The organism is Streptomyces sp. KL109B (assembly GCF_030766935.1).
In the GTDB taxonomy this organism is placed as follows: Bacteria; Actinomycetota; Actinomycetes; order Streptomycetales; family Streptomycetaceae; genus Streptomyces.
Map to the genome: position 1 here is coordinate 698100 of NZ_JASERL010000004.1, position 14939 is coordinate 713038.

The window sequence follows — 14939 nt, forward strand, 5'->3', positions numbered from 1 at the left end:
CAGAAACCCGGCCCGCCCTACCGGATCTCCAGGATCTTCTCCCGCATCGCGTACACCACGGCCTCCATCCTGGAGTGCAGCTGCAGCTTCTCCAGGATGTTGCGCACATGGTTCTTCACGGTGTTCTCGGAGATGAACAACTCCTTGGCGATGTCCCGGTTGTTCATGCCCGTCGCCACCAGCTTGAGCACCTCGAGCTCCCGGTCGGTCAGCCGGGGCGCGGGCACGAGCCGCCGCTCGTCCGTGCGTTGGATCATCGACTTGAACTCGGTGAGCAGCTTCGACGCCATGGACGGGCTGATCTGCGACTGCCCGTCGGCCACGGCGCGAATGGCCGTGGCCACCTCGTCCGTCGAGATCTCCTTCAACAGATATCCCGTCGCGCCCGCCTTGATCGCGTCGTAGAGGTCGGCTTCCTCATCACTGATCGTCAACATGATGATCTTGGCGCTTGGCGCCACCTCCTTGATGGAGGTGCACGCCTCGATGCCGCCTCTCTTGGGCATCCGTACGTCCATGAGGACGATGTCAGGCAGCAGATCGGCCGCCTTGTCCACGGCCTCCGCCCCGTCGCCCGCCTCACCGACGACCTGAATGTCCTCCTCGGCCTTGAGGACGATCTCCAGACCGCGCCGGAACAGGGCATGGTCGTCCACCACGAGCACCCGAATCGGTTCCTCGCGCGGGGATCCGGCATCCGGCCCCATGTCGGCGCCGTCCTCACCGGCGCCGGCGTCCTCGCCCCACACAGTTCCGAAGCTGTCCGCCATCGTTCCTCCCCCTGCCTCCCCCTGAAGGCCGCGGCCCGTCTTCCTGTGCCGCGCCAACCCGAGGCACCAGCACGCCGGTTGACCCGGCCCGGCCATGATTTCATGCCGCGGCGTCGGCGCGACGGCCGTGCGGTGCACAAGGGGGTCGCACAAGGGTGCCCCTGGGGGCGCACACGCCCTCAGGGGCACCCGATGAGTGGGTGTCAGTTGAGCTCAGCCGCCGATGGCGTCGCCCGCGTCGGCTCCCCTGACCTGGGAGACCATGGGGTCGGTGCTGAGGTGGATGACGCCGTAGTCGTAGGCGTGCCGCCGGTAGACGACGCTGGGCTCCTTGGTCTCGGAGTCGACGAACAGATAGAAGTCGTGCCCGACCAGCTCCATCTCGTAGAGCGCCTGGTCGAGCGTCATGGGTGCCGCCACGTGGGTCTTCTCACGGACGACGAGCGGGCCCTCGCCCTTGACCTCGAGCGATCCCATCTTGGTGGTCGGTACGCCGTCGGGCTCGGCCTCCTCGGCCTTGGCGATCGTGCCGTCCCCGTTGAGCAGCGCGGCGTCCGGAACGTGCTCGGCGACCTCCGCCGCGGAGATCCGCTTGCCGCGCCGCGACGACCGCTTGTCGTGCTGCTTGCGCAGGCGTGCGTCGAGCTTGTCCGTGGCCAGGTCCAGCGCCGCGTACGGGTCGCTTGCCGCGGCTTCCGCCCTGATCACCGGGCCACGCGTGCGCAGCGTGATCTCCACGCGGTCGCACCGGTCCGCCTGCCGGGGGTTGGGCTCCTTGGACACCTCGACGTCGAGGCTGATCACCTTGCCGTCGAGCTTCTGGATCTTCTCCAGCTTCAGCTTCTCGGCCACGTGCTTACGGAACCGCTCTGGTACCTCGGTCTTGCGGCCCTTGACGACGATGTCCACGCAGAACTCCGTTCCCGGATAGCCCCGCTCCTTGGGCGGAGCATCTCCCTCTTGCACCAGACTCCGGCCACTTCCGGAGTCTCGGACTCGGTGACTTCCACCTCCTCCTCCCCCGTGGACAAGATCTCCACCCCACCATGTCGGGTGATTGCGAAAACGCGTGTGCAATGCCCTGACAAGGCAATCCAATGGCGAGGAGCGGCGCCCGCCTTTCTTGCCGAGTTCCTCACAACCGAACATATCTCGCTCGGACGGATGTCGGCACCCTCTACTGGCACGTACCTCCAACCGAGCTAACGAACCCTGTCTCTACCTGCAACGACGCAAATTCTCGATTAGTTCCGGTTTATTTCGAAGGATTCCGGAGACGCGGCCACGACAGCCGCCCGAAGCATGATCTCGCCGATCTCGTCCGCCTTTCCAGGGGGTGCCGCGAAGCGTGCCCGTGTCGCCCCACGTTCCGTCCCGACCGTCCCCGAACCGGCCGCGACCGCTATTGCGCGCGCAGCCTCCGACAATGAAGCACCCGTCGTCATGAGGTCGTCGACCAGCACGATCCGGCCATTCCCGCTGAACAACCCGCCCGCACCGCCCACCACCTCCAGAGCACCCGTCACATTCGCCAGCCGCTGCCGGGCGTCCAGGCCCGCCTGATCGACCACGGCGCGCCGCTGCCGCAGCACGGCCAGCACCCGCGCCGCGACGCCGGCACGGCGCAGCTCGGCCGCGGCCGCGTACGCGATCCGGCGCGTCGGATCGTGCCCGCGAGCCCGCACGGCCCACCGTGCGGACGGCACGGGAACGAGGGAGACGACCCCCGCCACGGAATTCGTCACGGACCCCACCGCGGGCCCCGCCACGAGACCCGTCACCGGCCCCGCCACGGGCCCAGCCACGAGACCCGTCACCGCCCCTGCCACGGGCCCCGTCACGGCCCTCACAGCCCCGCCAGAAGCCCGCCCGCGCCCGCCGCACCCCTCGGCCCCACCGTCCGCGAGTCCGGCCCGCACCGCCCCGGCGAGCGCCGCGCCCAGTGGCCGGGCGAGGCCGAGCGCGCCGCGCTCCTTGTGGGCGAGGAGCACGGCCCGCACCGCGTCCCGGTACGGCGTGGCCCCGTGCACGGGCGGCAGCCCGGGCGGCGCTGGCCGCGGCCGCACCCGGCTCGGCACGGCGCCGCGCAACGCCGCCGAGCACCGCGTGCACAGCGTCGTACGAGATCTGCCGCAACCGGCGCACTCGGCCGGCAGCACCAGATCGGAGAGGTCCTGCCACCACCCCCGCATACCCACCACTGTGCCGATCCGCGGGCCGCCCTGCCACCCCTGTGGACAACGCCCCTGTGGACAACTCGACGGTTGTGACCAGGGGTTGAGCTCGTACGGGCGACAAACCCGCGCGGCCGCACCGGACCTACCGACCTACCCGGGGCGGCCGCGCCGGACCTACCCGGGATAAACCGGAGCCGTCCCGTCCTTCAGCACCGACTGCCACGCCGCCCCTGACGGCAGCCGCACGATCCCGTCGTCGGAGTGCGCGAGCAGCGGCAGTTCGTCGCTGTCCGACGCCGCGATCTCGCTGACCCTGGTCAGGCCCGGAAGCGCCTGCCCGGTCGGCGTCGAGCCGTCGCACAGCACGTACTGCGTCTGCTGCAGCCCGCCGGGCTCCCTGCCGACGACGACGAGCCGGCTGTCGCCCGCCCACGACACGGCCGTGACCTCTTCCATCTGCGGCGCGGCCTGGCGCAGTTCGGTCACCGAGACCTCCGTGCCGCCCTTCCCGTCGGGGTGGCGCTCGACGCGCCCGATCCACAGCTTCGTGGTGTCCTTCTCCGCCACGAGGAGTCCGACGCGCGCGCCGTCGGCGGACATCTTCACCGCCTCGATGCCGGCGTCTTCACCGAGCCCCTCGACCCGGACCTCCTGTTTCTTGTCCTCCTGGCCCTGCCCGAACATCAGCAGCCGCCGGTGCTTGGGATCACGGTCGGCCACCCACAGGTCGCCGTGCCCGTCCCAACTGGGCGTCGTGAAGCCGTCCTTCTCCGCCTTGGCGTGGCTGCGCGCGACCGCGTCCCCCAGCGACGCGCCGGAGATCAGCGACGCCACGTACAGGGAGCGCCCGTCGTTCGAGATCCCGGCCGCCCGCTCCTGGTCGCGCGAGACGGCCACGGAACGCAGCACCTGCTCGCCCTCGCCCAGCGGCCCCGGCACCTGCTCCGGGCTCTTGTCGGACCGGCTCTTGCCCGGCATCCGCACCAAGCGGCCCTTGCTGTCGAGGAAGTACTGGTCCGGCACCCGCCCGGTGGACCGCGGCACCGCGAGGGCGTTCGCCCCGTCCTCGGTCATCGCGCACATGAACCGGCCGTCGGAGCGCTTCAGTTCGACCTCGTTCACGCTCGACGAGGACAGGTCCCGCAGCGAGAACAGCAGTTGGGCCGCCATCTCCTTGCACTTGGCCTGCCCGGCCCTGCTGCCCGCCCCGTTCAGCGGCACCGTCAGCTTGTTCGCGTCGTCCGGCGCCAGCGAGCCGACGCCCTTCTTCAGCGCCGCGTGCGAGGGGAACGCGGTCCGCACCACCGGGTCGAGCCAGTGCGTCGGCCCTTGCAGCAGCTGCTTGACGGTCTCCGTCAACGGGTCGGTCCACTGCCGTACGAAGACGGGGTCCGCGACGAGCCGCCGCTCCCCGGCCTCGTCGCCCGACGTCGAATTCACCGCGTAGTAGTACTTGTTGACGGAGCTGTAGATCCGCTGGAAGTCGGACTCCCCGAGGACGACCCCCTCCGGGAGGGCGTCGATCCGCCACTGCTTGCCCTTGGAGGTGTTCACCTGGGTCAGGTGCAGATCCCCCTGGTACGACTCGCCCCCGGGCTGGTACGCCTGCTGCTGGTCGACCGTGGCGACCTGATGCCCGGTCAACTGGTAGGAGCGCCCGTCGTTCCCCGAGTTCGGCCGGCCGGACGGCCGGGTGCTGGGGCCGTCGTCGAGCACGACGGTCCGCCCCTCGGGGTCCCAGTTCTTCGCGGCCTTCGGCGTCAGGTACTTGCGCGCCATCGTGTACGAGGGGTCGTCGCTGGTCAGCGCCTCAAGAAAGCCTTCGACGATGGCGGAGGGCCCGACGTTGTCCTTCGGCGGCAGCGCGAAGACCCGCACCTGCGAGTCCGGACGCTGCGAGGCCTCGACCGATTCGAGGCCTCCGTTGTCCGGCATCGAGGCACATCCCCCGAGTACGAGAGCCCCGCACCCGGCCAGCATCCCGGCCCGCATCCCGCGCCGCTGACGCGGCACCCGCTGCTCATCCACGACCGCCGTCGCTCCCCTCACCGCGCGATGTCGCCGCCGTCCGCTCCGTACCCGCCCGCGCGGCGTCGTCCGGTCGCCCGTCGCGCTCCGCCCGGTGCTGCTCGTGCTCCGCGCGGTCGTCGTCCTGTCGCGGCATGCTCGTCGCCCCGCCGCGCGACACCACGCGCGCGCCGTTGCCCGGCAGCGCCGTGGGATCGGTGGGCACGGCCGACTGCGCGTGGCGCGGGGCGATCGGCGCGTTCTCCGCGGCGGGCGGCGCCTGGGCCGGCACCGTCGCGAGCTTCTTGCCGTCGGCGCCCGGGGCACCGGCGTCACCGGCCTCACCGGCGTCCCGATTGCGCCGCGAATCCTCCGGCTCCAGCGGTATCGGCGAACCGCGCAGCGCCTCGTCCACGGTCCTCGGCAACGTCAGCCGGAACTGCGAACCACCACCGGCCTCGCCCCACGCCTGCAGCCAGCCGCCGTGCAGCCGCGCGTCCTCCAGGGCGATCGAAAGCCCGAGCCCCGTTCCGCCCGTGGTACGCGCGCGTGCCGGGTCGGCCCGCCAGAAACGGCTGAACACCCGGGTCGCTTCGCCGGGCTTGAGCCCCACTCCGTAGTCGCGGACCGCGACGGCGACCGCGCCGCCCGCGGCCGCGAGCCGCACGACGACGTCCTTGCCGTCGCCGTGCTCCACCGCGTTCACCACCAGGTTGCGCAGCACGCGCTCCACGCGCCGCGCGTCGGCCTCCGCCACCACCGGCTGCTCGTCGCCGACGATCCGGATGTGCGTGCCCTTGCGCTCGGCGAGCGGCTCGGCACCGCCCACCACCCGTCGTACGACCTCCCGCAGATCTATCGGCTCCGCCTCAAGGGCCGCGGCCCCGGCGTCGAACCGGCTGATCTCCAACAGGTCGGCCAGCAGCGACTCGAACCGGTCCAGCTGATCGGCCAGCAACTCCGCCGACCGCGCGGTCACCGGATCGAAGTCGACCCGCGCCTCATGGATGACATCCGCGGCCATCCGTACGGTCGTCAACGGCGTACGCAGCTCATGGCTCACGTCCGAGACGAACCGCCGCTGCATCCGCGACAGGTCCTCCAACTGCTGGATCTTCAGATAGAGGTTCTGCGCCATCTTGTTGAAGGCCTCGCCCAGGCGCGCGATGTCGTCCTCGCCCGTGACCTTCATACGTTCCTGGAGGCGGCCCGCGGAGAGCCGCTCGGCGACCCCGGCCGCCATCCGCACCGGCGTGACGACCTGGCGTACGACGAGCCAGGCGATGGCCCCGAGCAGCACCACGACGAACAGCCCGGCCGTCGCGAGCGTCCCCTTGACCAGGCTCAGGGACTTCTCCTCCTGCGTCAGCGGGAAGAGGTAGTACAGCTGATAGGCGTTCCCCTGCGGGTCGTTGAGCCGCTTGCCGACGACGAGGCCCGGCTGCGACTCCTTGCCACCCTCGTAGACGATCTTCGTGTACTCCTGCGAGGCGCCGGCCATCCGGTCGACCTGCGCACGCAGGTCGTCGGGCACGCTGCGGTCCGGGTCCACCCCACCGGAACCGCGTGGCGCCCGCCCATTGCCACTGTCGGAATCGCTCGCCCCGAGGGTCACCACGGCGAAGGCGCCCTTGCCGCCACTGGCGAGCTGGGTGACGAGCTCGTTCATCCAGACATTCGAGTTCAGGGAGCTGCGGCTGTCCCCGGACGCGCCGTCCCGCATCCCGGCCGCCGCGGAGTCCGCCTTGTCCTTGGCCGCGCGGAACCCGCCCTCGGCCTGGCTCTGCGAGGCCCGCACCTTGGCGTCGAGCAGCCCGTTGCGCACGGACCCGATCACCACGATGCCGAGCAGCAGCACGACGCCGAGCGACATCAGCAGCGTCGTGACGACGACCTTCAACTGGATGTTCCGCCGCCACAGCCGCATCGCGGGCAGCAGCGGACGCCGCACCCAGCGCGCGAACAGGCGCAGCACGGGGCTGCCCTTCATCCCGCCCTGGAGCAGCAGCCCGCCGTCGATGGCCCGGCGCAGCCGCGAACTCCGCGCGGCGGCAGGCCCCGTCGCGGGTCCCACAGGCCGCTCCGGGCGGGACCCCGGGGCCCCGGGCGCCGAAGCGGCACTGTCTCGGGACACGTCAGCTCGGTCCTGCCTTGTAACCGACGCCGCGGACGGTCACCACGATCTCCGGCCGCTCCGGGTCCTTCTCGACCTTGGAGCGCAGCCGCTGCACATGCACATTGACCAGGCGCGTGTCCGCCGCGTGCCGGTAGCCCCACACCTGCTCGAGGAGCACCTCACGCGTGAACACCTGCCAGGGCTTGCGCGCGAGCGCGACCAGCAGATCGAACTCGAGCGGCGTCAGCGCGATCGGCTGCCCGTCCCGCTTCACCGAGTGCCCGGCCACATCGATGACCAGGTCACCGATGGCGAGCTGTTCCGGCGCCGGCTCCTCCGACCTCCGCAGCCGCGCCCGAATACGGGCCACGAGCTCCTTCGGCTTGAACGGCTTCACGATGTAGTCGTCGGCGCCCGACTCGAGGCCCACCACCACATCGACGGTGTCGCTCTTCGCCGTGAGCATCACGATCGGCACCCCGGACTCCGCCCTGATCAGGCGGCACACCTCGATACCGTCCCGGCCCGGCAGCATCAGATCGAGCAGCACCAGATCGGGCTTGGTCTCACGGAAAGCGGCCAGCGCCTTGTCGCCGTCAGCCACGAACGACGGCTCAAAACCTTCACCACGCAGCACAATGCCGAGCATCTCGGCCAGTGCGGTGTCGTCGTCGACGACAAGGACTCGTCCCTTCATGGACCACATCATCCCATTAGCTCATCGATACCTGGAGTGACCTGGCACACAACTCACTCAAGCCCTCACTTGTCACAGGCGACGCAACGCCCCACTCCGTGACGATCGCCGTCACCAAGTCCGGCGGCGTCACATCGAACGCGGGGTTGTACGCCTGCGTCCCCAGCGGTGCCACCGGAATCCCGCCACCTGCCTCCACTCCGGCCACCGGCACGCGCGGCGCCGTGACCTCCGTCACCTCATGCCCGGCCCGCTGCTCCACCTCGATGGAAGCCCCGTCCGCGGTCTCCGGGTCGATCGTCGTCACCGGCGCGACCACGATGAACGGCACATGGTGATAACGAGCCAACACCGCGAGCGGATAGCTCCCCACCTTGTTGGCCACCGAACCGTCGGCCGCGATCCGATCCGCGCCGATGAGTACGGCATCCACCTCGCCCGCGGCGAACAGCGACCCGGCCGCGTTGTCCGTGAGCAGTGTGTACGCCATCCCGTTGCGCGCGGCCTCGTAGGCGGTCAGCCGGGCCCCTTGCAGCAGCGGACGCGTCTCGTCCACCCACAGCCGCCGCAGCCGCCCCGCCCGGTGCGCGGCGAGCGCGACCGCGAAGGCCGTGCCCTCACCGCCGGAGACAAGCGCCCCGGTGTTGCAGTGCGTCAGGATGCGGTGGTTGCCGCCGGGCACCAGCTCGTCCAGGAGCCGCAGCCCGTGCTCGGCCATCTTGGCGCTGGCCGCCGCGTCCTCCGCGTGCAGCGCCCGCGCCGAGGCGAGGGCCGCCGCGGCGGCCCGCTCCCGCACCCGCGCCCCGTCCCCCGTGCCACTCCCGAACGCGGACCGGTACGCCTCCTGCGCCCTGCGCACCCCGTACGCGAGATTGACCGCGGTGGGCCGCGCGTCCGCCAACGCCTCCGCCGCTTCCGCCACGTCGAAGCCGCGGGCGGCCGCGAGCGCCACCCCGTACGCGCCCGCGATGCCGAGCAGCGGCGCACCGCGCACGGCCAGGGAACGGATCGCCTGCACCAGGGCCTGCGGATCCGTGCACACGAGCTCGGCCTCTTCCGCGGGCAGCCGCGTCTGGTCGAGCAGCACCAGAACGGGCCCCTCCGCCGGCTCCTCCCACCGGATCGCCGGGATGTCGACGGCCTCGGACCGTTTGTCGTCGATGGCCCGTATGTCCTCGCCGGATTGCGCGTACTGATCAGCCATCCGCCCAGTCTGCCCCGGACCGCCCCGACAATTGAAGGCGTGCAGCCCTTACGGGCCCAGGCCATCCGGCGCCCACCCCATGGCACGATGGCAGCCAACCTGCTGCCGCGACCGCGGTCGGGCACTTTGAAGGAGCGACGATGAACGACACTCCGGGCTGGGCATCGCCCGGATCTGCCCCCTCCGACGGCCCGGACGGCAACCGCAAGGACGGAACCGGCCACAGCGGCGAGAACGGCGACACACAGGGCAGCGGCCCTCAGAACGCCGCGCCCCAGGACGCCGCGCCGCAGGACGCCGCCGGTCAGAGCCCGAAGTGGTCCAAGGACCAGCCGCCCCCCGCCCAGTGGTCCGCGCCCTCCGACTCCGGCCAGACGCCTCCTCCCCCGCCCCCGCCGGCTCCCGGCCAGGGCTGGGGCGGTCAGGGCGGAAACGGCGGCTACGGCCAGGGGCCGGGCGGCGGCTGGGGCGGCGGCACCGGCTACCCCGGCTGGGGCGGCGGCTGGCAGGGCAGGCCCGCGGCCGCGAAGCCCGGCGTCATCCCGCTGCGCCCGCTCGGCGTCGGCGAGATCCTCGACGGCGCGGTGTCGACGATGCGCACCTACTGGCGCACCGTCCTCGGCATCTCGCTGACGGTCGCCGTGGTCACCCAGCTTCTGACGGTCCTCCTGCAGGGCTTCGTCCTCAACGACGCGGCGAGCAGCTCGACCCTCGACGACCCCGACGCCACCGCGCGCGAGGTCTTCAGCGCCCTGGGCTCGCTCATGATCGGCTCGCTCGTCGTCGCGGTCATCACGCTGCTCGGCACGATCGTCGCGACGGCCCTGCTGACCACGGTCACCAGCCGCGCCGTGCTCGGGCGGCCTGTGACCATAGGCGAGGCCTGGCGCGATGCCCGGCCTCAGCTCCTGCGGCTGCTCGGCCTGACGCTGCTGCTCCCGCTGATCGCCGTCGTGATCATGCTCGTGAGCGTGGCCCCCGGCATCCTCGTCGGCGCCCTCGGCTCTCCCGACGGCGGCATCGCGCTCGGCGTCATCGGCGGCCTCGCGGGATTCGTCGTGACGATCTGGCTGATGATCCGGCTGTCGCTGGCCTCGCCCGCGCTGATGCTGGAGAAGCAGCCCATCTGGAAGGCCATGGGCCGCTCCACCAAGCTCGTCCGCGGCTCCTGGTGGCGGGTCTTCGGGATCACGATCCTGGCGTCCCTGATCGCCGCGATCGTCTCGGAGATCATTCTCGTCCCGTTCACCGTGCTCGCAGGCGCCGTCAGCGGAGACGGCTTCTCCAGCCTCCTGGACAGCGGGGGCAGCTTCGGCTGGGCCTTCCTCATCATCACCGGCATCGGCTCGGTGATCGGCTCCACCATCACCTTCCCGATCACGGCCGGCGTCACCGTGCTGCTCTACATCGACCGCCGCATCCGCCGCGAAGCCCTCGACCTGGAGCTCGCCCGCGCCGCGGGCCTGCAGGACTACGGGTCCGCCTCCGGCGGCACACCGGGGAGTTGATGGGGTGAGCGCACTTGGGGGAGTGCTCCACGCGACGATCTCGTCGGTGCGCGCCGGCGGCGACGAGCCGCCGGTGACGATCCCACGCGATCCCGCGCGGGAGGCGGCGCGGGACGAGCTGTCCAAGCCCGCGTACCACCAGGACGACCAGAACTGGTTCATCCGCGCCCTGAACAAGTTCTGGGACTGGGTCGACGAGCTCTTCTCCGCCGCGTCAGGCGCCGCCCCCGGCGGCACGGTCGGCCTGCTCGTGATCCTCCTCGCCGTCGTCGCCGTGGCGGCCGCCCTGTGGTGGCGCCTCGGCACGCCGCGCCGCTCCCCCACCTCCGCGGCCCCGCTCTTCGACGACCGCCCGCGCAGCGCCGCCGAACACCGCGCGGCCGCCGCGGCGCACGCCGCCCAGGGCCACTGGAACCAGGCCGTCCAGGAACGGATGCGTGCCCTGGTCCGCGCCCTGGAGGAACGCGCCCTCCTCGACCCGCGCCCCGGCCGCACCGCCGACGAGGCCGCCGCCGAGGCGTCCCGCCCGCTGCCCCAGCACGCGGACCGGCTCCGCGCGGCCGCCCGCGACTTCGACGACATCGCGTACGGCGGCCGCCCCGCGACCCCGGAGACGTACGAACGCCTGTCCGCCCTGGACACCGAGGTGGAACAGACCACCCCCACCCTCACCTCCCCTGCGGGAGCGCCCCGGTGACCGAACCCACCCCGAACTCCGGCCGCGCGCAAGGCGATCCCACGCCCGAGCAGCGACACCCGCGCCCCGACTCCGCGCACCCGAGCAGCCACTCCGGCCACCAGCCGCCCCCCGAACCCGGCACACACCCGGGCACCGGAACCACCGCCACGGCGACCCTCACCGCGCCACCGCCGCCACCGGCCCCGGACCCCGACGGCACCACCTCCATCACGCCCACGACCCGCCAGATCTGGACCCGCACCCGGGGCATCGCCCTGGCCCTGGTCTTCCTCCTGGTCGCGGCCGTCGTCATCGCGGTGGTCCGCTCCGGTGAGCAGCACGGCGCCCTCGACCCGCGCTCCGCCGACCAGCGCGGCAGCCGCGCCGTCGCCGAACTCCTGGCCGACCGGGGCGTCCACACGCGCGTGGTCACCACGACCGCCGAGGCCCGCGCGGCAGCCGACCCCGACACGACCCTCCTGGTCGCCGTCCCCGACCGGCTCACGCCCCACCAGCAGTCCCAACTCCGGTCCGCCACCGCCGACTCCGGCGGCCGAACCGTCCTCGTCGCCCCCGGCTCCGCCGCCGTCCAGCGGCTGGCCCCCGGCGTCACCGCGGACCCCGAACCCGCAGCCGACGAGCCCCTCGCCCCCGGCTGCGCGCTGCCCGAGGCCCGCCGCGCCGGCCCCGCGAACACCGGCGGCCACCGCTACGACACGACGCTCGCCGGCACCGACTCCTGCTACCGGAGCTACGGATCCGCCACGCTCCTGCGCCTGCCGGCCACCACCGGCGACGGCGACACGGTCGTCCTCGGTGCCCCCGACATCCTTCTCAACGACAGCCTCGACAAGCAGGGCAACGCCTCGCTCGCCCTCCAACTCCTCGGTTCCCGCCCTCATGTGGTCTGGTACCTCCCCTCCCTCTCCGACGAGGCCGCGGCCGGTGACACACAGAACGACCGCGGCTTCATCGACCTGATCCCCAGCGGGTGGCTCTGGGGCACCCTGCAGCTCTTCATCGCGGCAGCACTGGCCGCGCTGTGGCGCGCACGCCGTCTGGGCCCCCTGGTCCAGGAGCGCCTGCCCGTCGCGATCCGCGCCTCCGAAACCGTCGAAGGCCGCGCTCGCCTCTACCGCAAGGCGAACGCCCGCGACCGCGCGGCGACGGCCCTGCGTATCTCGACCCGCACCAAGCTCGCCCCCCTCATCGGCGTCCCCGTGTCCCAGGCCCACTCGCCCGAGACCTTCCTCCCGGCCCTGGCACGCCAACTCCCCACGCCCGACCGGGACCCGCACACCCTCCTCTTCGGCCCGCCACCCGCGACCGACGCAGCACTCATCGCACTCGCCGACCACCTCGACGCCCTCGAAAGAGAGGTACGGAACTCATGATGGACCCGACCACTGACAACGCCGGGCCCACGACCGATCCCCGCAGCTCACGGGCGTCTTTGGAGGCCCTGCGCACCGAGATCGCCAAGGCCGTGGTCGGCCAGGACCCCACCGTCACCGGCCTGGTCGTGGCCCTGCTCTGCCGCGGCCACGTCCTCCTCGAAGGGGTCCCCGGCGTCGCCAAGACCCTCCTCGTCCGCGCCCTCGCCGCATCCCTCGAACTCGACACGAAGCGCGTCCAGTTCACCCCTGACCTGATGCCCAGCGACGTCACAGGCTCCCTCGTCTACGACACCAACACGGCCCGCTTCTCCTTCCAGCCGGGCCCGGTCTTCACCAACCTCGTCCTCGCGGACGAAATCAACCGCACCCCGCCCAAGACCCAGTCCTCCCTCCTCGAGGCAATGGAGGAACGCCAGGTCACGGTCGACGGCACGGCCCGCCCGCTCCCGGACCCCTTCATGGTGATCGCGACCCAGAACCCGGTCGAGTACGAGGGCACCTACCCCCTCCCCGAGGCACAACTGGACCGCTTCCTCGTCAAGTTGAACGTTCCGCTGCCGACCCGCCAGGACGAGATCGACGTCCTGACCCGCCACGCCTCCGGCTTCAACCCCCGCGACCTTCAATCAGCCGGGATCCGCCCGGTCGCCACAGCAGCCGACCTCGAAACGGCCCGCACGGCAGTGGCCAAGACGACGATCTCCCCGGAAATCACCGCCTACGTAGTCGACATCTGCCGAGCGACCCGCGAATCCCCGTCCCTCACCCTCGGCGTCTCCCCGCGCGGCGCCACGGCCCTCCTCGCCACGGCCCGCGCCTGGGCCTGGCTGACCGGCCGCGACTACGTCACCCCAGACGACGTCAAAGCCCTCGCCCTCCCCACCCTCCGCCACCGCATCCAACTGCGCCCGGAGGCAGAGATGGAAGGCGTCACCCCGGACTCCGTCATCAACGCGATCCTGACCCACGTCCCCGTCCCCCGCTGACCCGACAGCCCCACGGAGGACGACACGACATGGCTCTCACCGGACGTACGGCGCTGCTCGCAGCGCTCGGCTCCCTCCCCATCGGCATCTGGGAGCCCAGCTGGACAGGCATCCTGGCCGTCAACACCCCCCTCGCCCTGGCCTGCGCCTGCGACTTCGCCCTGGCCGCCCCCGTACGCCGCCTGCGCCTCACGCGCTCCGGCGACACCTCCGTACGCCTCGGAGACCCGGCCGACGCCACCCTCACGATCACCAACCCCTCGCGCCGCCAACTACGCGCGCGTATCCGCGACGCCTGGCCTCCGAGCAGCTGGCAGTCCGGCATGGAGTACGACTCGTCCCGCCACCGCGTGAACATCCCGCCCGGCGAGAGGCGCCGCGTGACGACCCGCCTCCTGCCCACCCGCAGAGGCGACCGCACGGCAGACCGCGTCACGATCCGCTCCTACGGCCCCCTCGGCCTCTTCACCCGCCAAGGCACCCACAGGGCCCCCTGGACGGTCCGCGTCCTCCCGCCCTTCCACAGCCGCAAGCACCTCCCCGCCAAACTCGCCCGCCTCCGCGAACTCGACGGCCGCACCAGCGTGTTGACCAGGGGCGAGGGCACCGAATTCGACAGCCTCCGCGAGTACGTTCCCGGGGACGACACCCGTTCCATCGACTGGCGCGCAACGGCCCGCCAGTCCGCGGTGGCCGTCCGCACCTGGCGCCCAGAACGCGACCGCCACATCCTCCTGGTCCTCGACACCGGCCGCACCTCCGCCGGCCGAGTCGGCGACGCCCCTCGCCTCGACGCCTCGATGGACGCCGCGCTCCTCCTAGGAGCCCTGGCCTCCCGCGCCGGCGACCGCGTGGACCTCCTGGCCTACGACCGCCGCATCCGCGCCCTCGTCCAGGGCCGAACAGCAGGCGAAGTCCTCCCGGCCCTGGTCAACGCCATGGCCCCACTCGAACCAGAACTGATCGAAACAGACGCCCGCGGCCTCACGGCAACAGCACTGCACACAGCCCCCCGCCAGTCCCTCATCGTCCTGCTTACGTCTCTGGACGCGGCCCCCATCGAAGAGGGCCTCCTCCCCGTACTGTCGCGCCTCACGAAACGTCACACCGTCGTCGTGGCCTCAGTGGCCGACCCGACGATTGAATCAATGGCCTCAAGCCGCGGCACCACAGAAGCGATCTACGACGCCGCGTCAGCATCCCAGGCCAAGGCCGAACGCCTCCGCACAGCCGAACAACTCACCCGCCACGGCGTCACGGTCGTGGACGCGACCCCCTCCGCTTTGGCACCAGCCCTTGCGGACGCCTACCTGTCCCTGAAGTCGGCCGGCCGCCTGTAATACGGAGGGGCCGTAAACGCAGAAAAGCCCGGACCGTATCCCGGTCCGGGCTTCTCTC

General features: G+C 71.7%; 12 protein-coding genes. 5 read left to right on the forward strand and 7 right to left on the reverse strand.

The annotated features are described in order from the left end of the window. Positions 1-17 precede the first annotated feature (17 nt). The 7 genes from RBJ65_RS17745 to mtnA all read right to left on the reverse strand — a co-directional run bounded on the left by RBJ65_RS17745 (position 18) and on the right by mtnA (position 8971). The gene (locus RBJ65_RS17745) at positions 18-770 is read right to left on the reverse strand and encodes a response regulator transcription factor (RefSeq protein WP_306324352.1); all 753 of its coding nucleotides are present in this window, start codon (positions 768-770) and stop codon (positions 18-20) included. 213 nt (positions 771-983) lie between these two features. Beyond that, entirely contained in the window at positions 984-1679 is a 696-nt protein-coding gene (hpf, locus tag RBJ65_RS17750) for a ribosome hibernation-promoting factor, HPF/YfiA family (protein ID WP_306324351.1), read from the reverse strand. 335 nt (positions 1680-2014) lie between these two features. Next, entirely contained in the window at positions 2015-2962 is a 948-nt protein-coding gene (locus RBJ65_RS17755; protein ID WP_306332149.1) for a ComF family protein, read from the reverse strand. A gap of 159 nt (positions 2963-3121) precedes the next feature. After that, positions 3122-4882 carry an LpqB family beta-propeller domain-containing protein gene (locus RBJ65_RS17760; RefSeq protein WP_306324335.1) on the reverse strand — a complete coding sequence of 587 codons (1761 nt, stop codon included), beginning with the start codon at positions 4880-4882 and terminating at the stop codon, positions 3122-3124. A gap of 85 nt (positions 4883-4967) precedes the next feature. Further along, entirely contained in the window at positions 4968-7088 is a 2121-nt protein-coding gene (gene mtrB, locus RBJ65_RS17765) for an MtrAB system histidine kinase MtrB (protein ID WP_306324334.1), read from the reverse strand. Position 7089: 1 nt separating this feature from the next. Next, positions 7090-7779: a two-component system response regulator MtrA gene (mtrA, locus tag RBJ65_RS17770; protein ID WP_306324333.1), complete on the reverse strand. Its 690-nt coding sequence runs from the start codon at positions 7777-7779 to the stop codon at positions 7090-7092. Positions 7780-7783: 4 nt separating this feature from the next. Further along, complete coding sequence (mtnA, locus tag RBJ65_RS17775; RefSeq protein WP_306324332.1) at positions 7784-8971, reverse strand: S-methyl-5-thioribose-1-phosphate isomerase; 1188 nt, start codon at positions 8969-8971, stop codon at positions 7784-7786. Between the two features lie 140 nt (positions 8972-9111). Here mtnA and RBJ65_RS17780 point away from each other — a divergent pair, with 140 nt between their 5' ends. The 5 genes from RBJ65_RS17780 to RBJ65_RS17800 all read left to right on the forward strand — a co-directional run bounded on the left by RBJ65_RS17780 (position 9112) and on the right by RBJ65_RS17800 (position 14881). Beyond that, positions 9112-10479, forward strand: coding sequence for a glycerophosphoryl diester phosphodiesterase membrane domain-containing protein (locus tag RBJ65_RS17780; RefSeq protein ID WP_306324331.1), 1368 nt, complete (start codon positions 9112-9114; stop codon positions 10477-10479). 4 nt (positions 10480-10483) lie between these two features. After that, positions 10484-11176, forward strand: a complete 693-nt coding sequence (locus tag RBJ65_RS17785) for a DUF4129 domain-containing protein (protein WP_306324330.1) — start codon at positions 10484-10486, stop codon at positions 11174-11176. A 209-nt stretch (positions 11177-11385) separates the two neighbouring features. After that, positions 11386-12552 (forward strand): DUF4350 domain-containing protein, encoded by a 1167-nt coding sequence (locus RBJ65_RS17790; RefSeq protein ID WP_306324336.1) that lies wholly within the window; start codon positions 11386-11388, stop codon positions 12550-12552. Next, positions 12552-13541, forward strand: coding sequence for a MoxR family ATPase (locus RBJ65_RS17795; RefSeq protein ID WP_306324329.1), 990 nt, complete (start codon positions 12552-12554; stop codon positions 13539-13541). Before RBJ65_RS17790 ends, RBJ65_RS17795 begins: the two co-directional genes overlap by 1 nt. A 29-nt stretch (positions 13542-13570) precedes the next feature. Then, complete coding sequence (locus tag RBJ65_RS17800) at positions 13571-14881, forward strand: DUF58 domain-containing protein (RefSeq protein ID WP_306324328.1); 1311 nt, start codon at positions 13571-13573, stop codon at positions 14879-14881. Positions 14882-14939 lie beyond the last annotated feature (58 nt).